This is a genomic window from Vibrio sp. BS-M-Sm-2 (genome assembly GCF_041504345.1).
Classification (GTDB): domain Bacteria; phylum Pseudomonadota; class Gammaproteobacteria; order Enterobacterales; family Vibrionaceae; genus Vibrio; species Vibrio satsumensis.
Window position 1 is genome coordinate 758,973 of the sequence record NZ_CP167895.1, and the last position, 25,036, is coordinate 784,008.

Here is a 25,036-nt window from a genome sequence, read left to right on the forward strand (position 1 = left end):
GATGAGTGAAATTTTGATGAACGAGCAACAGTTAAGAGAGCAAATGGTGACGCTCGCTCGTTCAATGTTCGAACGAGGCTATGCGACAGGTGGGGCGGGCAATTTGTCGATTAAATTGCCAAATGGACACTTCTTGGCAACACCAACAGGCTCTTCATTTGGCCGCCTTGTCGCTGAGGAATTGTCTGTTGTTGATATCGACGGCAACCACATTTCAGGTAAGAAACCTTCAAAAGAAGCGGCGTTCCACCTAGCGATTTACCGTAATAATCCTGTATGCAATGCCATTGTTCACTTGCATTCTACGTACCTTACGGCGCTGTCATGCCTTGAAGGGCTTGATCGCAACAACGCGATTAAGGCGTTTACGCCGTACTTTGTGATGCGAATTGGTGAATTACCTGTGATTCCTTACTTACGTCCGGGGGATCCACAAATCGCAGAAGAGTTGGCAAAACGAGCTGGCGACTATCGAGCCTTTTTATTGGCAAACCACGGACCTGTTGTCACTGGCACTGATTTTGTTGATGCCGTGGATAATGCTGAAGAATTAGAAGAGACCGCTAAATTGGCATTCCTGCTGAAAGATAAAGATATCCGTTACCTGACAGACGAAGAAGTCATGGACCTAAAAGGGAGAGGTAAATAATGGCTAAGTTCGCAGCAAATCTAACCATGTTATTCACTGAAGTGCCGTTTCTAGAGCGTTTTGAAAAAGCGCACCAAGCGGGCTTCAAAGCGGTGGAATATCTATTCCCTTATGCGTTTGAAGCAGAAGAACTAGCAGAGAAAATGGACAGATACGGTTTTGAGCAGGCGCTTTTTAACACGCCTCCAGGTAATTGGGATGCGGGTGAGCGTGGTTTTGCCGCTATTCCAGATCGTGAAGAGGAATTTAAAGCTAGTGTTGATACGGCGCTTATGTACGCGACAGCTCTGGGCTGTAAAAAAGTTCATGCAATGTCAGGCATATTGAATGAGAACTTTACTAAGCAACAACACGTTGAAACCTTCATCTCAAACATTCGTTTTGCGGCTGATAAGTTTGCTGAGCAAGGCATCGAATTGATGATTGAACCTCTTAATAGCCGTGATGTTCCGAACTATTTTGTGGCGCATCAACGTGAAGCTGTCGAACTGATTAAGTTGGTCGATAGACCAAATGTGAAACTTCAACTCGACCTTTATCACGCGCAAATCATGGATGGTGATTTAAGTACTTTGATTCGTGAAGTTGCTGCTTATACCGGTCATATCCAAATTGCTTCTGTACCAGAGAGGCATGAACCATCGGAAGGCGAACTGAACTACCCACATTTATTTAGTGTTTTGGATGATTCAGGTTACCAAGGTTGGATTGGCTGTGAATATAACCCAAGAAGCACGACAGAAGAGGGGCTTAGCTGGGTAAAAAGTTATTTATAGCGCGGTGTGAATGGCGTTTATATGTAACGAATCATAAAAGTAAAAACTGATTTAGATAACACGGCTTACAGGTAAGCCAACACATAACGATAAAGTGCAATGGGTGACCCGGTATCACCCATATGCACCACCCTACAAATTTTCTAAAAATGAAGAAAGAGACAAAAGGAATATAAAAATGGATGGAGCACTGATAGGCATCGTAATTGGCATTTTAGCCATGATGGGCATGATCATTAAAACAAGAATCCCAGTGGCGCTTGCGATGATTATTGCAAGTATCATCATGGGGCTATTCGCTGGTATGGCACCAACAGAGCTGATCAACGCAATTAAAGCCGGCTTTGGTGGCGTGCTTGGTGGTATTGGTTTGATTATCGCGTTCGGCGTTATCATGGGCGCGTGTTTCGAGCGTTCTGGTGCGGCTGTTAGAATGGCAAAAACGTTTGTAAAGCTGTGTGGTAAAGGTCGTGAAGACTTAGCACTAGGTTTTACAGGTGTACTTGTCGCTATCCCAGTTTTCTGTGACTCTGCGTACATTATTTTACACTCTCTTGTTCGCGCAATTTCACGTGACACAGGTAAATCAGCGGTTGGTTTAGGTGTGACTCTGGCGCTTGGCCTACTGATCACTCATGCACTTGTGCCACCAACACCGGGTCCGGTTGCGGTTGCAGGTATTCTAGGTGTCGATCTAGGTGAATACATGCTGTGGGGCTTGATGGTATCTATCCCTATGATGTTGCTTTCTATGATTTACATCCGCCGCGTGGGCAATGAGTACTACCGCGTACCAAATGGTGAAAACTGGATCACAAACCAAGCTGACTGGGCGAACCTAGAGAAAGTAAAAGAAACAGATGACAAAGAGCTACCAAGTAACTTTTTATCATTCGGTCCAATTCTACTGCCAATCGCATTTATCCTAATCAACACGCTTGTTGGTCAGGGTGACAGCGTAATGCACACTGTGATCTCATTAATTGGTAACCCTGTGGTTGCGGTTGGTATCGGTGTTCTTATGGCGCTATACGGTCTTACTCGCCACATTGAGCGTAAAGACATGGTTAGCTCTATGGATGATGCTCTGTCTACTACTGGTCTAATTCTTGTGGTAACTGGCTGTGGTGGCGCAATGGGTGCCGTACTTAAAGCATCAGGTGCTGGTCCTCAAGTAGCCGAAGCTATCGCGAGCAGCGGTATCCCACCTCTACTTGTACCATTAGCAATTGCTTCAATGCTTCGTTTAATCCAAGGTTCAGCAACAGCTTCTATGATGGTTGCAGCGACAATGACGCTACCGTTGGTTGAGACACTTGGCTTAGACCCTGTATTCGTAGCGCTTGCTTGTGCGGTAGGTCCAGTTGGCTTCTCTCACTTGAACGATTCATACTTCCACATCATCAACCGTACGTTAGGCATTACTGAACTGGCTGATCAAATTAAGATCTGGTCTGTGTCTTCAACTATCGCATGGGCGATTGGTGCAAGCATCATCATGATTCTTAACCTAGTGTTTGGTAAAGGCGGCACGTTGATCGACCCACTGATTCCAATTGCGGTTCTAGGTGCTGTATTTGTGTGGCTAAAAAGCAAAGAGAAATCACAAGTAAAGACAGCCGTTACTAACTAATACTGCTTACCTTTATATACTGCCCTTATTAAGTGATTAGCTTGCTGATCTTCAATAGGGGCATTTTTGGATCGGGCACTCATCAAAATTACTCATCTTTTGGATCTCTCAGTATGAAAATTGTTATAGCACCAGACTCGTTTAAAGAATCTTTATCGGCTGTATCGGTGGCGGCGTGCATTGAAAAGGGCTTTCGTGAAATCTTCCCTGACGCTGAGTACGTAACGCTGCCCTTGGCCGATGGCGGCGAGGGTACGGTCGATGTTTTACTGCAAGGCTTAACGGGGCAGAAGCGGATACATCAAGTGGAAGGCCCTTTAGGGGAATTGATTAATGCTGAATGGGCGATGCTTGAACCGTCAGATAGCAACCCGAAAAAGACGGCATTGATTGAAATTGCAGCGGCATCTGGTTTGGACTTGATTTCGCCGGAGCTGCGTAATCCATTGCTTGCTTCTTCATTCGGCACAGGGCAATTGATTTTGGAAGCGATAGAACAGGGTGCTCAAACGATCATTCTTGGATTGGGTGGCAGTGCGACTAATGACGGTGGCGCGGGTATTGTTCAAGCTCTAGGTGGTCGCTTGTTAGATAGTAAAGGGCAAGATGATAATGGGCAAGATCTTAGCCGAGGTGGTGCTGTGCTAGCGGAGTTAGCATCTATTGATCTTACAGGGTTAGATTCTCGCTGTGCTGACATAAAGCTTATCGTCGCGTGTGATGTTGATAATCCATTGTGTGGTAAAAAGGGTGCCAGCCATATATTCGGCCCGCAAAAAGGGGCGACCCCTGAACAAGTCTTGATGCTTGATAAGGCTCTTGCGAATTTTGCTCAAGTTGCTGAGATACAGGGTTGTGTTAGTGGCGATGAACCCGTTCACAGCCGCACGGGTTATGGCGCAGCTGGTGGCTCGCCGATGGGGCTTGGTTTGCTATTCGATATGCAAATTAAACCCGGCATCGAGATGGTGCTTGATGTGTTGCAAGCCGATGAAGTGTTGAAGGGCGCAGACCTTGTGATTACGGGCGAAGGACAGATGGACAACCAAACCCTACAAGGAAAAACACCTTATGGCATCGCCAAGCGTGCAAGTTTACAAGGCATTCCGACCATAGGTATTGCCGGATCACTGGGTACTGAAGTAGAGGCTTTGTATGGTGAAATGAGTAGTTTGTTTGGAACAGTACGTTCTCCTCAGCCTCTCAATCAGGTGTTAAAAGAAGCAGAAGTGAACCTAACAAGAACGGCGAGAAACATTGCTGCGACGCTTAAATTAGGGGCTTCTATTTTACAATAAACCAATATCAAACAGACGCTTACTTAATGATGCAGTTTGATAGGTTTTATAGATAGCAACGATAAATATAAACGATTATATTTTCTGCCAACTCAGGTCTATTCTTTATCCATATTATTTCAGTGGTTTTTAAAGTATTGAATCCACTTAAATCTAAGATGTGGCAAAGATGCGATATCTTTAACCTTAAGGAATAGACCATGAGTAAAAAACTGACCACAGCTGCGGGTTGTCCTGTCGCTCATAACCAGAATGTTCAAACGGCGGGCAAACGTGGCCCTCAACTGCTTCAAGATGTTTGGTTTTTAGAAAAATTGGCACACTTTGATCGTGAAGTGATTCCGGAGCGCCGTATGCACGCGAAAGGCTCTGGTGCTTACGGCACATTTACAGTTACGCATGACATCACCAAATACACCAAGGCAAAACTGTTCTCTGAAGTGGGTAAAAAAACCGACTTGTTTGCACGTTTTACGACAGTAGCGGGCGAACGTGGCGCGGCTGATGCAGAGCGTGATATCCGAGGCTTTGCATTGAAGTTTTATACTGAAGAAGGCAACTGGGATATGGTGGGTAACAACACCCCAGTATTTTTCCTTCGTGATCCTCTGAAGTTTCCAGACCTAAACCATGCGGTGAAACGTGACCCGCGCACTAACATGCGTAGTGCGAAGAACAATTGGGATTTCTGGACCTCTTTACCGGAAGCTCTGCACCAAATTACCATCGTGATGAGTGACCGCGGTATTCCTGCAACTTACCGCCATATGCACGGTTTTGGCAGTCACACGTTTAGCTTCATCAACGCCGATAATGAACGTTTCTGGGTTAAATTCCACTTCAAATCTCAGCAAGGTATTAAAAACCTATCTGATGCAGAAGCAGCGAAGCTGATCGGCGATGATCGTGAAAGTCACCAACGTGACTTGCTAGACAGCATCGACAATCAAGACTTCCCTAAATGGACACTGAAAGTACAAGTGATGCCGGAAGCGGACGCGGCGAAAGTACCATACAACCCATTCGATCTTACTAAGATCTGGCCACATGCGGACTACCCATTGATTGAAGTGGGTGAATTTGAGCTAAACCGTAACCCACAAAACTTCTTCGCAGAAGTAGAGCAGTCGGCATTCAACCCGGCGAACGTGGTTCCGGGTATCAGTTTCTCACCAGACAAAATGCTTCAAGGCCGTTTGTTTGCTTACGGTGATGCGCAGCGCTACCGTTTGGGTGTTAACCATCAGCATATTCCAGTGAACGCACCTCGTTGCCCAGTACATAGCTACCACCGTGATGGTGCAATGCGTGTTGATGGTAACTTCGGTAGCACACTAGGCTATGAGCCAAACAATGAAGGCCAATGGGCAGAGCAACCAGACTTTGCAGAACCAGCATTGAACTTGGATGGTGCGGCAGCGCACTGGGATCATCGCGAAGATGAAGACTACTTCTCACAACCAGGTGACTTGTTCCGTCTAATGACACCAGAACAACAAGCAATCCTGTTCGATAACACAGCACGTAACCTAGGTGGTGTGCCTAAAGAGATTCAACTGCGTCACCTAAGACACTGTTACAAAGCCGACCCAGCATATGGCGAAGGCATTGGTAAACTGCTTGAAATCGATGTGAGCGAATTTAAGTCGTAATCAATAAACTCGTTTAAATAGTAACAAGGCCGCTGAGTTAATCACTCAGCGGCCTTTTTTATAGCCGAATTCTCTTGATAGTCTTTACCTATCAGAATGATAAATCTATCCCATTATCTTTATAGGATGGACGGGATTATCCTACGGCTATCAGTTTATAAAGTAGTAGAGTTTGAGATGAGTAAAAGCGCATTAATCGTTGAAGGTGGGGCAATGAGAGGCATCTTCGCTGCCGGAGTGTTAGACGCCTTTATGGAAGACGATTTCCGTCCCTATGATTTCGCCATTGGTGTGTCTGCTGGTGTGTCGAATCTGGTTGGTTACTTATCTCAAGCGCCAAAACGCAGCTATAACGTGATTACTACGATGGCGACGGATAAAACCTTCTTCAATCCAGCACGCTTTGCCAAAGGTGGTAACTTAGTGGACGTGAAGTGGTTATGGAACGAATCCAATCAACGTTATCCGCTTGATTGCGTTGAGCTGTTCTCAAGTATTCCACTGCTTGCCGCGGTGACTAATGTGGATACTGGCAGTGCTGACTATTATCATATTAAGCCGGAAAACTTATCTAACGTGGTTGAAGCAACAACGGCTTTGCCTATCGCTTACCGTGAAACTCCGTGTTTCTCTGGTGGCTGTTATACCGATGGTGGTGTCGCGGATTCAATTCCAGTTCGTGAAGCTTATCGCCGTGGTGCGCGTAATATTACAGTGATTCTATCTCACCCACTTAGCTACCGAATGAAGCCGCAGAAGTATCAGTGGATGCTGAAAAAACTGTTAAAGAAATTCCCAAACATTGCGGAGTCGATGGCGGTACGTGCTGAAAACTACAACCAGTCTTTGGAGTTTATTCGTAACCCTCCAAAAGATGCGACCATCAAGGTGATTGCGCCACCGGAAACGTTTGCGGTTAAGCGACTGACTATGGATCAAAGCATCTTGGATGCGGGTTATCAGATGGGTGTGAAGGCAGGAGAAGAGCATCTGGCTATTCGTAAAGGGACCTATGGGTTAGATATCGAGGATTGCCACTTCTGCATCTAACTCTGCTTTCGATATTGGCATAAACGAAAAAGCCACGCTGTTCACTTAGGAATAGCGTGGCTTTGTATTTGTAGAGCTAGTTTGTTTTTAACTCAGTCTGCTATTAACTCAAGTTGTTGTTAAACCAGTTCGTTGCCGCTGGTGTTGCCTGTGAAAAAGGCATCAACACTGGTTAGGGTTGTATTGGCGATGTTGAACAGAGCATCTTTGGTCAAGAAAGCTTGGTGACCTGTAAACAAGACGTTGTGACAAGCAGATAGGCGACGGAATACGTCATCGACAATCACGTCATTCGATTTGTCTTGGAAGAACAGCTCTTTCTCGTTGTCATACACATCAAGACCAAGCGCGCCAATCTTACTCTGTTTCAGCGCTTCGATCGCTGCGGTTGAATCCAGTAGTTCACCACGGCTGGTATTGACGATCATCACGCCATCTTTCATTTTGCCAAATGCCGTTGCATCCAATAGGTGGTAGTTCTCTTTACTCATTGGGCAATGCAAGGAAATCACGTCAGATTCTTGGTAAAGCTCATCCAGTTCCACGTATTTAGCACCAAGTTCTTTTGCCAAAGGATTTGGGTATGGGTCGTAACATAGGATGTTCATGCCCAAGCCTTTCAGGATTCGCATCGTTGCTAGCCCAATCTTACCTGAACCAATCACACCAACGGTTTTACCGTGGAAGTTAAAGCCTACTAAGCCTTCAAGGGAGAAGTTTGCATCACGAGTACGTTGGTATGCCTTGTGTAGTTTGCGGTTCAAACACATCATCATGCCGACCGTATGTTCTGCTACTGACTCTGGTGAATAAGCAGGAACGCGCACCACTTGTAAACCAAGCTCTTTGGCTGCGTCTAGGTCGACTTTATCAAAGCCTGCACAGCGCATTGCAATCAGCTTTGTGCCGCCTTGTGCAAGAATCTCTAGTACGTCTCCAGATAGGTCATCGTTTACAAATGCACAAACGACTTCGTTGTCGTGCGCCATTTTTGCGGTTGTGGTGGTGAGGCGAAAATCATGAAAATGAAACTCAGCGTTGAGTTCACCTTTTGCAAGGTTAAATGACTTTTCGTCGTATGATTTTGAGCTAAAAAAAGCAATGTTGAGCATGGCTTCCTCTCTTACCTAAAATATAAAGAACCCCACATATTCATTATCTGAAACGGGAGTAAAACAAATAACTTTGTGCAGTGTGCTAGAGTTTTATAATCTTGTCTATCATCATTAGTCATTGTTATTATTAAGGTTATTTTTCTGTTTAGTTACAATTACTAATTTCAGCATAAGGTTAGCCGATTGACCTCTCTATCTGCTTTTACGAGTGTTGAGCGTCTTCTTAGTTTCCTTTTCTGACCAGAAGTTAATGTTGAATTGCGCGTCGTCGCTCAGCTCTACTCGATGCCAATATTGAGGTGGACTTGTGGCAAATTGCCCTGCTTGGATCGTGATAACACTTTCTGGTTCTGTCGCGTCGGCATCAGCAAAACCATAGAAGGTGACGGTGCCTTCCATTACGCAGATCTGGCCGAATACGCCTTCTGCGGTGTTATGGTGATTAAGCAATGCAGCCGGTATGTTGTCTTTGGTGAAAAATGGCGTTGAACGTTGAATTTTCCAGTGTGACGGAATACGGAAATGACTCATATAAAACCTCTTATCTGTCTGTATTTTAAATACAAGCTTTAGCTTTGATGGAGTTGGTGACTGTGATTACCAGTAGTTTTCACTGCTGAATTGGCCAGGCTTTCGGCGTAAGTGCTTCTCAAAACCTAAGCTGGTTAGTGCTTCACTTGTGTCGCGAACCATTTGCGGATTGCCGCAAAGGTAGAAGAAACTGCGGGTTTGATTGAAAGCGACAGACGCGGCTTGCTCAAGGTCGCCTCCAAGTAACAAGCTTGGGATTCGTCCGCGCAAAGTTCCGGTGACTGATTCTCTAGAAATAATTGGCACATACTTGAGTTTCCCTTGAAAGTGATCGATGAGTTGAGTGATACGGTCTCGATAAGTCAGGTCTTGCTTTGTTCTTACGGCATGAACCAGTACAAGGTTTTTGAATGAGGTGACTTTTTCAGATTCAGAGCCGTTTTGCTGCTGTATCTGCATGCTTTCGAGCATTGAGATAAAAGGCCCAACCGCGGTTCCGGTCGAAAGCATCCATAGATCATCGGCGATCTCTGGGATCTCATCTAAGGTCATAAAACCGCTTGGGTCTTTACCGACAAAGATGTCATCGCCTACCTTCAACTCATGAAGTTGAGGTGAAAGCTGACCGTTCTGATCTTTAATAATCAAAAACTCCAGATGTTGATGTCCTTGTTCGTGATCTGGCGCGTTTACCATGGAATAGGCGCGTCTTACGAACTCACCCTCACTATTTAGCAAGCCCAGTTTCGTGAACTGACCTGCCTGATAAGGAGAGACAGGAGCACTGACTTGAAGTGAGAACAGCTGGGCTGTCCATTGTGTTTTATGTAAGACTTTTCCGGCTACCAAACCATGAGGAATATCTGTCATATCATCACCTTTACGTAGAGAAGTTATCTCATTAAGGATACTCAACTATTTACATTTTGGAGTTGCATGTACCATGCCAATAATGAGAATGCTTATCAATACTTAGTTTGTAGTAAAAACAAACCTTAATTGTGTCAAATGGACATGATTCACCTTAAGTCTAAATGACACTGCTGGTGTTTTTTGATGCTGACTTTGTTGATTCAGAACAATGAGCTGGTCTTTGGACATAGGCTAAATCAGTACAGTGGTTTGACCCCTCGGATATTCAACCAATTACTAAAGAGAATATTTTGTAGATGAGTATAATGGCGGCTTTCGATCTCAATATAGCCGTGTTTTATGCTTGATAATCTTCGTATGGCCTTGAACGTACTGTTCGTGACCATCAATACCGCAATGACTGCGTTTACCGTGAGCTTCTTTGGCCTCATCAAACTGATCCTGCCAATCTCTGTTGTGCAAAAGTCGTGTACTCGTTTAGCTAACTTCACATTCTGGTGTTGGGCTTCGCTTAACCTCTGGATGTTGAACGTGAACAACGACATCGAGTGGCAAGTGGAAGGCGGGGAGGATATCTCGACCAAACAGTGGTATTTGATGATGTCGAATCATCTGAGTTGGGCGGATATCGTGATCTTGTCTTCTATCTTGAAAGACAAAATGCCGATGACTAAGTTCTTCCTTAAGCATGAACTGCTGTACGTCCCATTTGTTGGGTTGGCATGTTGGGGGCTAGATATGCCCTTTATGAGACGCCATTCTCGTGAGTTTTTGCTGCGTAACCCAGAGCGTCGTAATGATGACTTCGATGCAATCAACAAAGCGTGTACTAAGTTCAAACTTGCACCGACAACCTTGGTGAACTTTGTTGAAGGGACTCGTGCCAATCATGAGAAACTAGCGACAGTCAAAACACCTTATCGTCACTTACTCAAGCCTAAAACCGGCGGTGTGGCGTTTGCTCTATCGGCAATGGGTCCAATCTTAGATGGTATCGTCGATGTTACTTTGGCTTATCCGGAAAACCAGACTTCTCCATTTGAAGATATGCTGAAAGGCAAAATGACCAAGGTAGTTGTGCGTATTAAACTGCATGCAATGGATGAGAACGTGAATGGTAACTACTTTGAAGATAAGGCATTTAAACGTCGCTTCCACAGTTGGTTGAACAATACGTGGAAAGAGAAAGACGACTATCTTGATACAGTTTATGGTGTTGATACGCCCTCTGAGGTTGAAACGACTGGTGAGCCTGATGCGGTTCATAAGAAATAAGAGCAGTAAGCTTAAACCAAATTGATAGCATTAAAAAAGCCGATAGTTCATTGAACTGTCGGCTTTTTTATTTAATCGGCTTTACTAACGGTAAGCGATAAAGTTAGTACTTACTATAATCTAGTGGTAGTAAAATCAATGCTATATGCAGAACAGGTGAGGACTAAATCGCTTGGTATGCATCAATGATGTGCTTCACTTCGCTGGGTTTACCTTGCTGCTCTTGGCCTTGATGAATGCGAAGATAATGCTGCAATGTTTTGGCTTTGTATTGCTGTGATACCTTCATTTGTTCATCACAACTTGGTGTCCAGATCTTGTCACCTACGTTTGATATCTCGCTAATGTTTTGGCTATTTTCTGAATCACCTTGGTTATTACTCACCAATAACACCTCGTAGTAACGACGGTTCTCTTCGAGCAACATTTCATCAATAAGACCAAAATTGAGCGCCTTTAAATGGCTTCTCAACTCGAATTGCTGATGCACCGGACAAAGCAAGAAATCGATCGCTTTGTTTGGGTGTTGACGATGAATGTCATCGACGAGTTTCTGAGTGAGATCGCCACCGACGCCTGCAATAATAACTAGGTGTTTGCCAGTATGTTTCTCAAGCGGAATAGCGGCGACATCCATGCAGTAGACTTGCCATTGACTGGTAACCGTTTGTTCAGCTTTATTATCTTGTGGAAAGTAGTGCGCTAGCTTGTCTTCAAGTTCACTCATTAGAGACGGGACAATATCGACAAAGTGAATCTGAGGTGCTTTATTATCCGACAACAGTTGAACACCCAAAAAGCCATGATCACAGCAACAGTCCCAAATATGCTGGTAGTCATTGCTGACAAGGGAGTGGAGAGTTTGCAGTCGGTTACTTAGCTTCATAAGATTCGTGTCGTTAGAAAAGGGGATATTGTCTTATCGAAGGCGCATTGTAATGACTTTCTAGAAAAACAAAAGCACCTTGAATTTGGAACCCTAGGTGCTTTGTCGTGTGTGATAATCTACAGGCTTGTTGGAATGCGTTTAAGATGCTTTGGCAACGGCTCTGATGTGGCTTTCCACTCGGTTCTTACCAAGCTGTTGCGCGATAAGCTTTGCCTGTTCCGCTAGCGCTAAAGCTGAGTCTGTTTCGCCTTCTATTTGTGAGTACCCCACGCTAACCCCTAGCGATAAGGTGATATCTGGAGTGACGATGGTTTTCTCCGCGATTCCGACTCGGCACTGGTCTAGCTGGAATTTGGCATCTTTCACATCATTGGCTTTGAACAATACCGCGAACTCCTTTCCTCCAACACGCGCCAAGCAAAGTCCTTTCGGTTTCGGGAAGTAATAACGTATCGATTCTGCAGTCAGCTTGATCATCTTGTCACCGACTGCTTCACCGTAGGCACGGTTTACGTGGTCGAAGTTATCGATATCAAGCAGAGCAACATAGGTATCGGGCTCGCTCGCGTAGTTTTCGATGGCGATACTGAAACTGCTCTTATTGTCTAACTGCGTCATCAGATCTTTGCTACTCAATTGATGTTGAAGCAGTAAGTTAGACAAAGAGACCTCAGTGTAATCCCGGATCATTCGCAGAATACTCTGGCTGATCGGTAAGTTTGCGTTTACGTACAATACTGCGATCAACTGCTTACGAGAGTGCAAAGGAATACAGTAATGACGTTGGTGTATTTTGAGTTTACACGCTAATGGGTCGGCGTATTTTCCGCTTCTGTAAGCCATGGTGTCCGGTGTAAATTGCTCTGCGAGGGCTTTGTTACAATGTACCGTTGACTTGTTTCCGTAATAGTCGATGGTACTGAATGCGTGGTTCTCAGGCTGATAGAGACAGAATTGAATGCCTTTTTGGTAGGTGAAGCTGTCCAGTATGGATTTTAACTCTCGCTTAAAGCTTACAAGGTCATCGACTTTATTCAGTTGTGACAAGGACACATTCAAACGATAAGCCAGATAGTTTGCGCCAATCCACAATAGAAGCAGTGAACCAAGTACCAAGCCAGTTAACGTAAATTGGTGTGAGCTGGTTAAGATATCATGGCGATCGGTGCCTGCGATGAATACCCAGTTCAAGCTGTTGTCAGCGTCAAATACCGATATTTTGAAGTTATCTTGATAGTAATATTCGTGCTTACCAACGGTTTCACCTTGTGAGAGTTGATGGCTGATACCTGCGTGATAGCTGACTGATTTAGATCCGATACGCTTTGGGTCTGGGTGGAAGACCAGTCGTTCTGTTGCTCGATCAACTACAAACACATAGCCGTGATTAAGCGTTTTTAAGTCTCTTAATCCTTGTGTGGTGTGTAAAAGGTCAAACTCAATCCATATTTCTTCATTCAATCTTTCCGCTGTATGTTTAACTGCGAACACCCAACGACCATCTGCTTTTTGGTAAATCGAAGAGATGTAGAAATCCTCAACCACACTGTCTATTGAGTTCCATTTTATGGAATCGATTTGTTCATGGGAAAGAGGTAATCCACGACTTGATATATATTGTTGGGATTGTGGTTGGTATCGAACGATATCGGAGAAGTTTGGCGTTCTTTTTAGAATATTATCGCTCAATTCTCTGAATTTTTTATCACCGATTGGAGCCGTTTTAGGTAGGCCTAGACTGGTTTCTAAAAAATAGAGCTTGCCGAATGTCGCTTCGATGTTGGAACGAATAGTGGAGCTTGCGATACGAATGTTTGACGATGATTGTTCAGTTGCTGCTGTTTCTACTTTTTCAAGCTGAGCTACAGCTAGATAGAGCATCCCTCCAGTTAATAAAATAATGTATGGTTTAAAAAGCCGAATTAATGTTTTAGGTAAAGCCATGATATGCAAAGACGTTATAGATTCATTTTTATAGTACGGCCATACTAAACAGTTTTCGTAATCACATCAATGCAAATGATTCCATATAAATGAATGAGTTTTGTGATATTAGGCTAACAAAAAAGCCAGTCATAAATATAACTGGCTTCTATGGTTTTCGGTGTTTTATTACGTTGGCTTAACTTTTAACTTAACTCAGTCTTGCCTGGTGAATAGTGCAAAATCGCCATCGAAGTTGGCGACAATAACATTTCACCTTCAGCATGACCTGGTTTTACATTTCGTAGGTTAGTATCGCAGATCTTCACCCAGTTTTGATCACGATCACTAGGTAAAGAAAAACGTGCTGGTGCGTTGGTTTGGTTGATCAGATAAATCAACTCGTCACCATTTTTACCAATGCCTAAATGCAGCGCAACTGAGCTTAAACGATTCCAGTCATCATGCTCCATGAGTGTGCCATCGACACGGCTCCAGAAGATGCGGTTAGAGTTACGCTTTTCGCCACTGAATGCCTTAATAAATGGCACCATGTATTGCTGACGTGCGGAGATCATCTCAGACAGCCAAGTCTTGAAGTAACTCTTACGCTCTGAATCTTCCCAGTTAAGCCAGCTGGTTACGCCATCTTGGCAGTAAGCGTTGTTGTTACCTTTTTGAGTATGAGATAACACATCTGCCGTCAGAATATGTGGAATACCAAAAGCAAACAGCAAGCTCGCCATGAAGTTACGTTTCTGCTTCTCACGCGTGGCGATAACTAGCAGGTTTTCGGTTTCGCCTTCAACACCATAGTTCTCAGAGCGGTTGTCACCGTGTCCATCGCGGTTGTTTTCACCATTCTCTTCGTTGTGTTTGTGCTTGTAAGAAACAAGGTCTTGCATAGTGAAACCATCATGGTAAGTGATGTAGTTTACGGTGAGTTTGTAAGGCCAGTGCGCCGCACTGTAGATATCGCGAGAGCCCATTAAACGAGTCGCAAACTCTTTAAGGTATCCTTGGTCACCGCGCCAGAAGCTACGAGTGATGTCTCTGAGCTTGTCGTTACACTCATTCCAACCTAACGGGAAATTACCAACTTGGTAGCCATTCGGGCCGATGTCCCAAGGTTCAGCGATGAGCTTAGTTTCTTTAAGTACAGGATCTTGAGCAACGGCTTTGAAAAAAGCGGCCTCTGGATTGTAGTTATCGCCTTCTCGCCCCAGCGTAGCTGCTAAATCAAAACGGAAGCCATCGACTTGGAATTCACTTACCCAGTAACGAAGCGTATCCATTACTAAGTTGAGTGCAGGTTGATGGGTTAGATCGACCGTATTACCGCAGCCTGTGAAGTTCGCATAATGACAGCCATGTTTGATGTAGGAGTTGCTATCCAGCGCTTTTAGATTGAACGTTGTACCACCTTCACCACCTTCAGCTGTGTGGTTGTATACGACGTCAAGGATGACCTCGATACCATTGCGGTGCAGCTCACGAATCGCGGTTTTGAGCTCAGTAACAGCGTCTTTTTCTGCATAGCGAGGGTCTGGCACCATGAACAGGTATGGGTTGTAACCCCAATAGTTTACTTTCCCCATATCCAATAGGTGGGGTTCATGCATGCACGCGGCAATAGGTAAAAGTTGTAGAGAATTGATATTTTGCTGTTTATAGAACGCAAGCATTTCAGGGCTAACTAACCCTAAGTAACGGCCTTTAGTATTGGTCGCTACTTCAGGATGAAGTTGAGATAGGCCTTTTACATGGGTTTCAAAAAGAACGGTCTCTTCGCGGCTAATTCGTGGTTTTTCTACGCCTTGCCAATCGAAAGTGTCATCAATAACAACACATTTCGCCATAGCAAAGCTCTTCTCATTGGTATACGGCGTGACGTAATCGAGCGGTTCGCTGATTGCTTTGGCATACGGGTCTGAAAGTAGGATTGGCCCATTGTCAGTGTCAGCAATGAAGCCGTATTTTTGCCCCGCTTTTATACCATCAATAAAAACATATCTGATATCAGCGTATTCATTTTCCAACTTATAAGTGGTGAATTCATCGTTCTCGTCAAAAAGAGCAAGAGAGAGGGATTTACAGTCAGGAGAATAAATTGAGAAGTTACAGCCAGTGTTTCCTAGCGTTGCGCCTAGTGGATAAGGGCGAGCGAGCGTTCTAGTCATTGCTTGATTTCTTGTTCGTTTATCGACATCAGTGAACTATAAGTAAAAAGCTTTGTCACAGTAAGGTCAAGCAACTTCACAGAATAATTATTGTTAAAAAAATAATTTACCGATTAGGTTCAAATTATATATTTGAAGTAGATCGCACTTATATCGAATAATTAGATCTGTGTGCTGTCTACTCCTCCTAGATTAAGTGATCTACCTCTTTAAAACACCGTTCTGTATATTTTCTACTCCCCTCTAGTCCCCCTTAATTAACTTAGGGGTGGAGGAAGTCAAACTTGTCATCCCCTCTTAATATTGACTCCGTTGAAACGAATCAGGGGCAACCCTAAACCTCTCTATCTTACGTCCGCCATTACTGCCTTTGGTTGTCGCAAGAGAGCAAAAATATAAAAACCTAAAATAAATCGTCCTTAATGGAGTTAAGAATGAAAAAAGTAAGTTTGATTGCTGCTGCAGTGGCAACTACATTAGCTGCTGGCTCTGCGTTCGCTGTAGATTTTAATGGTTACATGCGTGCTGGTACTGGTATTAGCGGTAACGGTAACGGTGATGTATCAGTAAATAAAAACGGTATTGGTCGTCTAGGTAACGAAAATGATAACTATTCTGAGTTTGGTTTAGCTGAAGAGCTGAAAACTGGTGAGCAAACGTGGCGCGTTGAGTCAATGATTGCTTCTGGTGCTCCTGGCGCAAATGGTTGGGAAGATTCTGATTTTAACGTTGCTCAGTTCGCAGTTAAAGCGAAAGGTGTTCTATCTTTTGACCAAGAAGCGACTCTTTGGGCTGGTAAAACATACTACCAACGTAAAGACATCCACATCACTGACTTCTACTACCTAAATACATCTGGTACTGGTGGCGGTGTTGAAAACATTTCTATTGGCGACCAAAAACTATCTGTTGCATTGATTCAAGATGGCGACACTGATGATTCAACTGGTTACATCTTTGATGCTCGTCTAGCGAACATCGGTCTTTGGCAAGATGCTTCTCTAGAGTTTGCTCTAGCGTACAACTTCGCAACTGATTCAGATGACGCAAGCGAGTCTGCTGACGACGGCCTACTAGCTTCTGCAATTTTACATCAAGGAACTAGCAACGGTTTCCACCAAACAGTACTTCAGTACGGTACTAACGGTTACGGCGTACAAGCTGCAAACTTCTGGGGTTCTGGTTCTTACTACGCACGTGGTACTGAAGCATTCAACGAAGCATCTGGTTTCCGTCTAATTAACTGGGGTGTAATGAACCTTGGCGAATCTTGGGAAATGGGTCACCAACTAGCTTACCTAGCGGGTAGCGATATTGGTGGTGCAGACAAAGATGGTAACTACACAAACAAGACTTTCGATATCGACCAATACTCTGCTGTAGTTCGTCCAATGTACAAGTGGAACGACACTATGCGTACAGTATTTGAAGCTGGCTACAACGCTGGTGAGCGAATTGCTGAAGGTGGTCTAGCGACTGAAGATTTCGGTAACGCTAAATTCACAGTAGCTCAAGCTTGGGCTATGGGTGACAGCTTCTGGGCTCGTCCTGAAATCCGTGTTTACGGTTCTTACATCCTAGATACTGAAAACAAAGAAGCATTCAATGGCGACGATACAGAATACGTATTCGGTATCCAAGCTGAAGCTTGGTGGTAAACACCTAGCGTAACAAATCCTAAACTGTCCTAATTCATAGCCGGCTCGTGTCGGCTATTTTTTTAAGGAATGTACGATTAAGTTGATCGTTCCCTAGGTGAATAGTTCTCTTTGTGGTAATTAAAGTTAGTAAATTTCTTAAAAAAATAACAAGAAGGAAGGGTTATGTATTTTAAAGCTCTAATGTTGAGTGGCTGTGTTGCGTTGGCCGGTTGTCAATCTGCACAAGTAGTTGAGCAAGTGCAAGTGGCACAGGCTGAACAAGTTAACTCTATTGCTGGTCTTCAATTTGCCCCTATGAAGCTTCCAAGCTCGGCAATTTTCGATGTAACACCAGATAGTCAAGTGTTAAATTACCAAGGCATCAACAACCCTGTGGTCGCGATTGAGCTCCCTGCAGACCGTGGTGAGTATTCTATTAAGATCACGAGCATGATCGGCGATACAGCATTTGTACCAAATGCCGTCATTTACGATAAAAATGGTCGTGAGCTAGAGCGTTATGGTAAAGAGAGTTTCGAATACGCGAAACCAAGATTGCACTTGGGGAATCGCTTAGTTGCTGACAACGATTTTTACCCACCGACGACGTCTGAATCGGTTTATTTAGTTATCTATACTGAGCAGCAAGATCTGGATGGTTTTACTGATGTGATTCATCCTGCTCGTTTAGATGCTGAAGGCCGCGGTAACTACTTGCCAGAAATGGAAGATATCCCAGTTCCGAACGCAAACGTAGGTAAGATTGAAGTGACTCTTGATAGAGTAAGTTTCTTCTCGTTTGGTTCTAGCAGTGATTCTAACGCTAAACCAGCGGCGGCAGCTAAGCTTGATACCATTCAACCTGAAACGCAAACCTACTATCACAATGCGATTCAAACGGCTGTAACTGAAGACAATATTCCTAAAGCTCTTAGCTTATTAGATGAAGCAAAAGCCCTAGGTATTGAAGGCGCACAAGAAGTATTTGTAAAAGCTGTCAATAAAAAGTAATCAAACAGTTTGTAAATACTGAATGACATGAAAAGAAGGGCTCCTAGGTTAGGGGCCTTTTTTATTACCTGTGTCCCGTCCTGAAATGTGTTTACACATTGAGGACGAATTATGACTACTTCAAATAATATCTACGTTAAGCGCACTCAGCGTGATTACACACTAGGCTTTAAATTACAGGTCGTCGCCGCTGTAGAAAGAGGCGATATGACATATAAACAAGCCCAAACCATTTATGGTATCCAAGGCCGCTCAACTGTTTTAACTTGGCTTCGAAAGCACGGTAAGATGAATTGGGCGCAAACTCCAAGGATGAACACCATGCACCAATCAACTAATCCTAAAGAGTCACCAGCACAAAAAATAAAACGCCTTGAAAAAGAGTTAGAAGACGAAAAGATAAAGAACCTCTTTTTAAATAGAGTGGTTGATATTCTTGATGCTGAACACGGAACTAGCCTCAGAAAAAAGTATCTCGCCAAGGAGCAAGAAGCCTTCAAAAACAGGAAGGTATAAGTTTAGTTCGAGTATGTAAGTTATGCGGGATAACGAGACAAAGCGTTTATCAACGAGAAAAACGAGCTGTTCACCGCCAGTTGGAACTTAAACCTATCAAACAAATGGTGTTGGATATTAGACGCTATATGCCTCGGGTTGGTACTAGAAAACTCTACTTTTTGCTTAAACCAAAGTTGCAAGCACAAGGTATCAAGCTAGGTCGAGATGCTCTTTTCAACTACTTACGTGATGAACAATTATTGGTAAGATCTAAACGTAGCTTTACAAAGACGACAAATAGTAAGCATTGGATGAAAAAACATCCAAACTTATTAAAGAACTACAAACCATGCAATCCAGAAGGCGTGTTAGTCAGTGACATTACCTATATCCATTCAGATGAAGGGGTTCACTATCTCTCATTGGTAACGGATGCGTTTAGTCGGAAAATTATGGGCTACGAGCTGAGCAACGAGATGAAGTCGACGGATGTTGTGAAAGCGCTAGATATGGCTATCAAAGGACGTCAATATCATCGTTCGTGTATCCATCACTCTGATCGTGGTCTCCAGTATTGCTCAGGTGTTTATCAAGATAAGTTGAAAAGTAGCGGCATAATCCCCTCGATGACAGACGGTTATGATTGCTACCAAAATGCATTAGCAGAGAGAGTAAATGGTATACTGAAACAAGAGTTCTTGCTTGATAAATGTAAAAACCTCAGAGAGCTCAAACAACTAGTAAAAGAGTCTATAAGTACCTATAACAACATGAGACCGCACCTTAGTCTCAGGATGAAAACTCCAAATGAGGTGCATGAAAAAAGCCAACAGCTGACGCTGTTGGCTTAGTAGAAATACTGTCAACGTATTTTAGGACGAGACACTGAAATAAGTGAAGAAAGTAATATTTATATTCTGTGAACACTGGGTTTTAAATAACCACTGACTTACACGCAATAATCAAGGGCTAAAATAAATGGATGTTCTGGATATTTGTGGTGTTGATTGACTAACTGCTAATTAAAACATTCTCGCCTATTTACTCTTCTCAGACAATTGAATACGAACTCTATTGACGAATCGCCATTTCATTTACCAACCTAAGCTCGCTTCCTAAATTTTACATACAATTAAATTAGACGCTCACGCGGAGTTGTTATGCTTTCTACTAAGAGCTAAGAATTCAGGAGGTTCGTTACCTCTTAATATTGATGGTTTGGTTAATGAAGGTAAGGGAATGATGTGATTCATTTGGATTGGAGTTTATTGAGGACAAAAAAGGGAGACTGACGTCTCCCAAAAGGCTAGCTTGCGCTGGTTTTATTATCTGTTTATTAGAATCATAAGCTTTAAGGCTTAATTCTTGGTTACTGAAACGACCGCTTTTTCTACATTGTCATCTAATTCATGAATCGCATTTAGAGTGAATGTGTAGCTGCCTGCTTCTGCTACGTTTAACTTACAATCTCCTTCGCTACCAAGGTCAATTGAACCGCTCGCAAGTTCAACTGAATTACAACCTAGGTCAAGTTGCTCCCAAGTAGCACCGCTAAACTTAAAGCCATACTCTTTTACTTCCAAAGTCTTTGTTACAGAGTAAACACCGTTGCCAATAAAGCTCATCGCCCAATCATCAACAGGTGTCCAGCCATTCATTTCACCACGAACGTAAACCGGTGTTTGGCCGTATGGTGGGATGCTAGACACATCTTTATCAGAGTTATCAACCGGCAGACCGACACCTTGTGCATCGCCTTGAGCTTGTACAAATACAGCTGTTGTTAGTGCAGGGACCGTGAAGGTTTCAGCGGCGAAACTTGCACCTTTCACTGTGTCATCAGCCGAGTTTTGTTGAACGTCATGAAGTGTAAAGCCTGTCGCTCCTGTGATTTTGAACGATTGAGATTTATTGGTTGAGTTTACAACCGCGACAATCGCATCATTTGCAGGGTCAAGGTCTTCGCCCGCAGACACACCATCATCGATAGACATGACAATCAAGCCTTCGACTTGATCTTCGCCAACGTTACGGAAGTCGACTCGCTTCATGACTTCGTCTGCAGTGTCTAAGCGGAACAGTTCACTTGAGCTACGGATTTTTAATAGCTCTAGGAATTGCTGTTTAGTCAGTTCAATGTCGTCTTCGTCTGGTTTAGCCGTTGGGTCAGCAATGATAGTCTTGATCAGATCCCAGTTCGCACCATCTTTATCTTCACGTGGTAATCCAACGTTCCAGTTGTTATCAGTACCATCAAACATTACGCGGTTGTACCAGTCACCTGAATCGTAAGAATCACGCTGCATAGACTTTGAACGTAGCAGTTCAGAACCCATATGGATGAATGGTATGCCTTGGCCTAACATCACTGTAGAGAGCGATACAGACTGCATGCGAGCACGCTCTGCAGAGCTAGTACCATTGGCGATTTTGTATGCGTTGTTATCCCAAAGCGTTTGGTTATCGTGTTTTGAAACGTAAGAGATGTTCTCTGAAGGCATCTTGGTGTAACCAGCTGGAGCACCGTTGTAATCAACGTTTTTACCCAGTTTTGTATCGCCTTTGTAATCAATCAGTACGTATTCTGCGAGGTTACCTGCCATACCCAAACGAACAAGGTCTTGGTTATGTAAACGACCATTGATCGAATCTTGATCAACTTTGGTTTCTTCGTTGGCAATCGCTGCATTACCAAAGCCTTGGTTAAAGCGAAGTGGGTGGTTGCCTTCTGAATCGACGCCACCATCAAATGGGCTACCGCCACGAACTGCATCACGCAAACGGTCTGAGAATGTGCCGATCTCTGTACCTGCCATGTTTACTTGGTTCGCTTGATCGAAGCGGGCGTTGTTGGCGACTTCACCAAAGTCCCAGCCTTCCCCGTAGAACAGAGTATTCGGGTCAATTTTACGTACTTCTTCTAGCGCTTCGACCATCACGTCTTTTGGTTGGTGGCCCATTAAGTCGAAACGGAAACCATCCACTTTATAGTCGTCAGCCCACACCTTAAGAGAGTCGACCATCAATTTACCCATCATCAGGTTTTCGGTCGCAGTGTTGTCACAACAAGTCGAGTTTTCTACGCCGCCAGTGTTGACGTTAAGACGGTGGTAGTACCCAGGGACAATCTTATCCAGTACCGACTTATCGTTCACACCAGACGCATTGGTGTGGTTGTATACCACGTCCATGATCAGCTTGAGATCCATGTCGTGCGTGGCTTTCACCATTTGACGGAATTCTAGAATGCGCTTCGAACCATTAGGATCTGTCGCGTAACTCCCCTCTGGAACCGTGTAATGGAATGGGTCGTAGCCCCAGTTGAAGCTATCAAGCATACGAAGGTCATTCATTAATGCTTGGGCGTCACCCGTTGAAGGGTCATAGCCATCGAGTACATCTTCAATGGTTTTGTTTTCATCTTCGTTACCACACAAAGCGGCAGCAGGTTTTAAATCACACAGTTTACCGACCGTATCCGTAATATCGACACGGCTCGCGGCATCTTCATCAACGGTAGCGATATCAAATGCCGGTAAGATATGTAGCGTCGTCAAGCCCGCATCTTTCAATTCTTTTAGGTGTTTGACCGACTCACGATCTGCTTCTGTGAGAGCGAGGTATTTTCCATTTAGGTTCGCTGTACCTAGCTTATCGCTAAAACTAAAATCACGAAGGTGAGACTCGTAAAGTACGTGGTCTTCGTCTTTCTCTACGGTTGGTCGTTCGTAGTCGTCCCAGTTCGCTGGTTTCAAGGTTGAATCATTAAGGTCGATGACTTGAGAGTATGCAGAGTTCTTCGACAAACTGAGTGAGTAAGGGTCGGTTACTAGGCGAGTTTCAATGTTACCTGTGGTTGGATGGTAAACCTTCACTTGGTAACGATAGTAACTGTTGACTGCATTAGACACAGCATCAGTCGCCCAAATGCCCGTCTCAGTGCTTTCCGTCATTGGGATCACTTGGGAACTTTGTAGATCTTCGCTGTATAGGACGAGTTCTACATTTTGCGCTGTTGGTGCCCAAAGCTTGAAGGTAGCCGCACTGCCTTCAACAATAGCACCTAGTTCTTCACCCATCGCATTACCAGTATCTTCACTAGCAAATACCGCATCAAGTACACCTGGTTTTTGAACCTCAGTTGAAGAGATAACATCGCCATTAGCATTGTAGGCAACAAAAATTATCTGAGATTTTAAGATGGTGCGTAACGTGTTGTCGTCAACGTCGATAGCAAGGGCCGGTAAGCTTTCAAGGTGGCGGAAACGCTCTTTCAATTCAGAAGATAGCTCCCCGTCTTTGCTTAGTTCAATTGCAGTTCCGCCGACAATTTCTTTGTCGTCGTTCATCGTGATGCTGTTATCTAATGCATAGAAGAGTTTGACAGAATCGGCATTGCTAGCGGCTTCCCAAGCAATGGTGGTCGCGTCTAACCAATGTGCTTTTTGGCCATCAATATTGACTGGTCTTTCTGAGATTGGGTCGTAGTACAATTCGCTGCTGCCATGGAATCCGAATACACCTTGCGAATCACCAAGCTTGGTTAACTCGATTTTCGAATTGGCACTACCAAACGCTTTTTCGTCGCCATTGTGTAAGATGAAGTTCATGCATTTATGCGGGTCAGAAGCATCAGGATCGACTTTTAACACATAGTAGGCACCGTAGGTATCGCTGATGCCGTCAAATTCATATGGTGCGTCCCAGTTGGTACCGCTTTCACTAAGACCCATTGCGATTAAGTCAGTGCTGGTGCAGCCTTCGCCATTCCAAAGGTGCAACCCCCAGCCATCATAGGTCGAGCTAGACGTGCTCGCAGCCGCGACATCACGTTTGTAGTAAACAACGACTTCGTTTTCGCCAGCTTTGTATAAGCCACTGTTGCCAGCATCCGTGTCGCTGTCGTTATCGCTGCCACAGCCTGCGATAAGGGTGGCAGTGAAGAGAGGCAATATCGCTTTGGCTAGTGTTGAGCGTTTGAAGCTTCTCTTTTTTGTAATGTTGAAGGTGCGTTGTAGAGTGATGTTCTTATTAATATTTATGTTGTTCACGTTTGATATCCATATTTCACTTTTTATGAAGATGAATATCCTAGCTTTAACTAAGGTCAACTATTTGTGATGGCAATGTATAAAGTTATTTTTAATTAGTAAATATAGGAAACCTAGTGTCAGTATCACGCTTTGTATCTGGTTGTGGTTAAATTAATTGGATCAATCACTCATTTGTTTAATATCAATAATATAGGGCGTAGAAGCTAGGCGTAGTTAATAAGGATGAGAGCTCATCCTTATTAATGTGAGATTAATATCACTTTGTAATGTTCTTATTTTTCAAGAGTAATAAAGTTTTCATGTTCTATTTGTTCTTAATATCAATATTAGTAATTTTTATGTATTAGGGACGATAGCTGCACTCAAGGAGAAGCAAAAAAGTAGGTAGATTACGTCAGTTTCATTTGCAGATATTTGCAATTCCTATAAATTCCACAGTGCATTTAAGGAGAAGGTAGGTTTCTTGTGAGCGAAACCACCAGTTATCCATTTTTATCAAAATCTACAGGGCGTAAGCTACAGTATGTGAGCTGTTGCCCAAAGGAGCTGATGTTGTCTTCATCTATTCAAATCGCTACCACTTATCTGGTTCTGGTGGCGGTGTCTGTGTTGTTTGCGGGAAGTTCTAAAGCGCTGTTGGTGTGGTATTTCGTTATCGGTGTCGTGACGTTTTTTGTGTACGCAAAGGACAAGCAAGCCGCGATTAATGGCAATTGGCGTGTGCCTGAGAAAACCCTGCACATTTTGTCTGTTGCTGGTGGCTGGTTAGGGGCTTTGATTGCTCAAGATAAGCTACGCCATAAAACGCAAAAGCAGCCGTTCAGATCTATCTATTGGCTGACAGTGGCAATGAATGTTGCGGTGTTTGTGTGGACGCTAACCCCGAGCGGGCAGGTGATATTTGGTCGTTGGCTTAGTGATCTGGTGGGTTACTTTTAACGAGAATAACGGTTAGCACCGGAGTACTAACCGTTAAAACATAGAAGTTA

At 43.8% G+C, this 25,036-nt stretch carries 18 protein-coding genes; 11 read left to right on the plus strand and 7 right to left on the minus strand.

Features of this window, described 5'->3' with window-relative positions; translation table 11 throughout:
• Position 1 precedes the first annotated feature (1 nt).
• From AB8613_RS19490 to AB8613_RS19515, 6 genes are all read left to right on the plus strand, one after another.
• Positions 2-649 carry an aldolase gene (locus AB8613_RS19490; protein ID WP_179946885.1) on the plus strand — a complete coding sequence of 216 codons (648 nt, stop codon included), beginning with the start codon at positions 2-4 and terminating at the stop codon, positions 647-649.
• Positions 649-1,425: a 2-oxo-tetronate isomerase gene (gene otnI / locus AB8613_RS19495; RefSeq protein WP_372385676.1), complete on the plus strand. Its 777-nt coding sequence runs from the start codon at positions 649-651 to the stop codon at positions 1,423-1,425. Before AB8613_RS19490 ends, otnI begins: the two co-directional genes overlap by 1 nt.
• A gap of 178 nt (positions 1,426-1,603) precedes the next feature.
• Positions 1,604-3,058: a GntP family permease gene (locus tag AB8613_RS19500; protein ID WP_372385677.1), complete on the plus strand. Its 1,455-nt coding sequence runs from the start codon at positions 1,604-1,606 to the stop codon at positions 3,056-3,058.
• A 113-nt stretch (positions 3,059-3,171) separates the two neighbouring features.
• Positions 3,172-4,356, plus strand: coding sequence for a glycerate kinase (locus AB8613_RS19505; RefSeq protein ID WP_372385678.1), 1,185 nt, complete (start codon positions 3,172-3,174; stop codon positions 4,354-4,356).
• Between the two features lie 200 nt (positions 4,357-4,556).
• Positions 4,557-6,008, plus strand: a complete 1,452-nt coding sequence (locus AB8613_RS19510; protein ID WP_285953862.1) for a catalase — start codon at positions 4,557-4,559, stop codon at positions 6,006-6,008.
• Positions 6,009-6,185: 177 nt separating this feature from the next.
• Entirely contained in the window at positions 6,186-7,058 is an 873-nt protein-coding gene (locus AB8613_RS19515) for a patatin family protein (protein ID WP_372385680.1), read from the plus strand.
• A gap of 119 nt (positions 7,059-7,177) precedes the next feature.
• Here the strand turns inward: AB8613_RS19515 and AB8613_RS19520 are convergent, their stop codons facing one another.
• The 3 genes from AB8613_RS19520 to AB8613_RS19530 all read right to left on the minus strand — a co-directional run bounded on the left by AB8613_RS19520 (position 7,178) and on the right by AB8613_RS19530 (position 9,574).
• On the minus strand, positions 7,178-8,170 hold the full coding sequence (locus AB8613_RS19520; RefSeq protein ID WP_327784729.1) for a 2-hydroxyacid dehydrogenase: 993 nt from the start codon (positions 8,168-8,170) through the stop codon (positions 7,178-7,180).
• Between the two features lie 195 nt (positions 8,171-8,365).
• Entirely contained in the window at positions 8,366-8,704 is a 339-nt protein-coding gene (locus tag AB8613_RS19525; RefSeq protein WP_146491036.1) for a DUF1971 domain-containing protein, read from the minus strand.
• Positions 8,705-8,770: 66 nt separating this feature from the next.
• Complete coding sequence (locus AB8613_RS19530) at positions 8,771-9,574, minus strand: ferredoxin--NADP reductase (RefSeq protein ID WP_372385682.1); 804 nt, start codon at positions 9,572-9,574, stop codon at positions 8,771-8,773.
• Positions 9,575-9,916: 342 nt separating this feature from the next.
• On the opposite strand from AB8613_RS19530, the gene AB8613_RS19535 reads away from it, so the two are divergent.
• On the plus strand, positions 9,917-10,852 hold the full coding sequence (locus AB8613_RS19535; RefSeq protein WP_327784731.1) for an acyltransferase: 936 nt from the start codon (positions 9,917-9,919) through the stop codon (positions 10,850-10,852).
• 163 nt (positions 10,853-11,015) lie between these two features.
• Here AB8613_RS19535 and AB8613_RS19540 read toward each other — a convergent pair whose 3' ends face one another.
• The 3 genes from AB8613_RS19540 to glgX all read right to left on the minus strand — a co-directional run bounded on the left by AB8613_RS19540 (position 11,016) and on the right by glgX (position 15,844).
• Positions 11,016-11,738 (minus strand): tRNA (adenine(22)-N(1))-methyltransferase TrmK, encoded by a 723-nt coding sequence (locus AB8613_RS19540; protein WP_102478807.1) that lies wholly within the window; start codon positions 11,736-11,738, stop codon positions 11,016-11,018.
• A gap of 141 nt (positions 11,739-11,879) precedes the next feature.
• Positions 11,880-13,622: a diguanylate cyclase gene (locus AB8613_RS19545; RefSeq protein ID WP_372385684.1), complete on the minus strand. Its 1,743-nt coding sequence runs from the start codon at positions 13,620-13,622 to the stop codon at positions 11,880-11,882.
• A 248-nt stretch (positions 13,623-13,870) separates the two neighbouring features.
• Positions 13,871-15,844, minus strand: coding sequence for a glycogen debranching protein GlgX (gene glgX / locus AB8613_RS19550; RefSeq protein ID WP_146491031.1), 1,974 nt, complete (start codon positions 15,842-15,844; stop codon positions 13,871-13,873).
• Positions 15,845-16,278: 434 nt separating this feature from the next.
• Here glgX and lamB point away from each other — a divergent pair, with 434 nt between their 5' ends.
• From lamB to AB8613_RS19565, 3 genes are all read left to right on the plus strand, one after another.
• Positions 16,279-17,502 carry a maltoporin LamB gene (gene lamB / locus AB8613_RS19555; protein WP_176679227.1) on the plus strand — a complete coding sequence of 408 codons (1,224 nt, stop codon included), beginning with the start codon at positions 16,279-16,281 and terminating at the stop codon, positions 17,500-17,502.
• A 165-nt stretch (positions 17,503-17,667) separates the two neighbouring features.
• The gene (locus tag AB8613_RS19560; protein ID WP_372385687.1) at positions 17,668-18,495 is read left to right on the plus strand and encodes a MalM family protein; all 828 of its coding nucleotides are present in this window, start codon (positions 17,668-17,670) and stop codon (positions 18,493-18,495) included.
• Between the two features lie 111 nt (positions 18,496-18,606).
• A protein-coding gene (locus tag AB8613_RS19565; RefSeq protein WP_372385689.1) for an IS3 family transposase occupies positions 18,607-19,844 on the plus strand; the annotation gives its coding sequence in 2 pieces (ribosomal slippage) (positions 18,607-18,979 and positions 18,979-19,844; 1,239 coding nt in all).
• A 507-nt stretch (positions 19,845-20,351) separates the two neighbouring features.
• Here AB8613_RS19565 and pulA read toward each other — a convergent pair.
• On the minus strand, positions 20,352-23,993 hold the full coding sequence (gene pulA / locus AB8613_RS19570; protein WP_372385798.1) for a pullulanase-type alpha-1,6-glucosidase: 3,642 nt from the start codon (positions 23,991-23,993) through the stop codon (positions 20,352-20,354).
• A gap of 603 nt (positions 23,994-24,596) precedes the next feature.
• Here pulA and AB8613_RS19575 point away from each other — a divergent pair.
• Positions 24,597-24,986, plus strand: coding sequence for a DUF1294 domain-containing protein (locus tag AB8613_RS19575; RefSeq protein WP_372385690.1), 390 nt, complete (start codon positions 24,597-24,599; stop codon positions 24,984-24,986).
• Positions 24,987-25,036: the final 50 nt, after the last annotated feature.

What these genes read in the sequence shown, in the direction of transcription:
- AB8613_RS19530 (WP_372385682.1), bottom strand. Translation starts at nt 9,574, where the DNA reads ATGACAGATATTCCTCATGGTTTGGTAGCCGGAAAAGTCTTACATAAA.
- AB8613_RS19560 (WP_372385687.1), top strand. Translation starts at nt 17,668, where the DNA reads ATGTATTTTAAAGCTCTAATGTTGAGTGGCTGTGTTGCGTTGGCCGGT.
- AB8613_RS19525 (WP_146491036.1), bottom strand. Translation starts at nt 8,704, where the DNA reads ATGAGTCATTTCCGTATTCCGTCACACTGGAAAATTCAACGTTCAACG.
- AB8613_RS19510 (WP_285953862.1), top strand. Translation starts at nt 4,557, where the DNA reads ATGAGTAAAAAACTGACCACAGCTGCGGGTTGTCCTGTCGCTCATAAC.
- AB8613_RS19520 (WP_327784729.1), bottom strand. Translation starts at nt 8,170, where the DNA reads ATGCTCAACATTGCTTTTTTTAGCTCAAAATCATACGACGAAAAGTCA.
- AB8613_RS19545 (WP_372385684.1), bottom strand. Translation starts at nt 13,622, where the DNA reads ATGCTCTATCTAGCTGTAGCTCAGCTTGAAAAAGTAGAAACAGCAGCA.
- AB8613_RS19575 (WP_372385690.1), top strand. Translation starts at nt 24,597, where the DNA reads ATGTTGTCTTCATCTATTCAAATCGCTACCACTTATCTGGTTCTGGTG.
- glgX (WP_146491031.1), bottom strand. Translation starts at nt 15,844, where the DNA reads ATGACTAGAACGCTCGCTCGCCCTTATCCACTAGGCGCAACGCTAGGA.
- AB8613_RS19490 (WP_179946885.1), top strand. Translation starts at nt 2, where the DNA reads ATGAGTGAAATTTTGATGAACGAGCAACAGTTAAGAGAGCAAATGGTG.
- AB8613_RS19500 (WP_372385677.1), top strand. Translation starts at nt 1,604, where the DNA reads ATGGATGGAGCACTGATAGGCATCGTAATTGGCATTTTAGCCATGATG.
- otnI (WP_372385676.1), top strand. Translation starts at nt 649, where the DNA reads ATGGCTAAGTTCGCAGCAAATCTAACCATGTTATTCACTGAAGTGCCG.
- AB8613_RS19535 (WP_327784731.1), top strand. Translation starts at nt 9,917, where the DNA reads ATGCTTGATAATCTTCGTATGGCCTTGAACGTACTGTTCGTGACCATC.
- AB8613_RS19505 (WP_372385678.1), top strand. Translation starts at nt 3,172, where the DNA reads ATGAAAATTGTTATAGCACCAGACTCGTTTAAAGAATCTTTATCGGCT.
- AB8613_RS19515 (WP_372385680.1), top strand. Translation starts at nt 6,186, where the DNA reads ATGAGTAAAAGCGCATTAATCGTTGAAGGTGGGGCAATGAGAGGCATC.
- AB8613_RS19540 (WP_102478807.1), bottom strand. Translation starts at nt 11,738, where the DNA reads ATGAAGCTAAGTAACCGACTGCAAACTCTCCACTCCCTTGTCAGCAAT.
- lamB (WP_176679227.1), top strand. Translation starts at nt 16,279, where the DNA reads ATGAAAAAAGTAAGTTTGATTGCTGCTGCAGTGGCAACTACATTAGCT.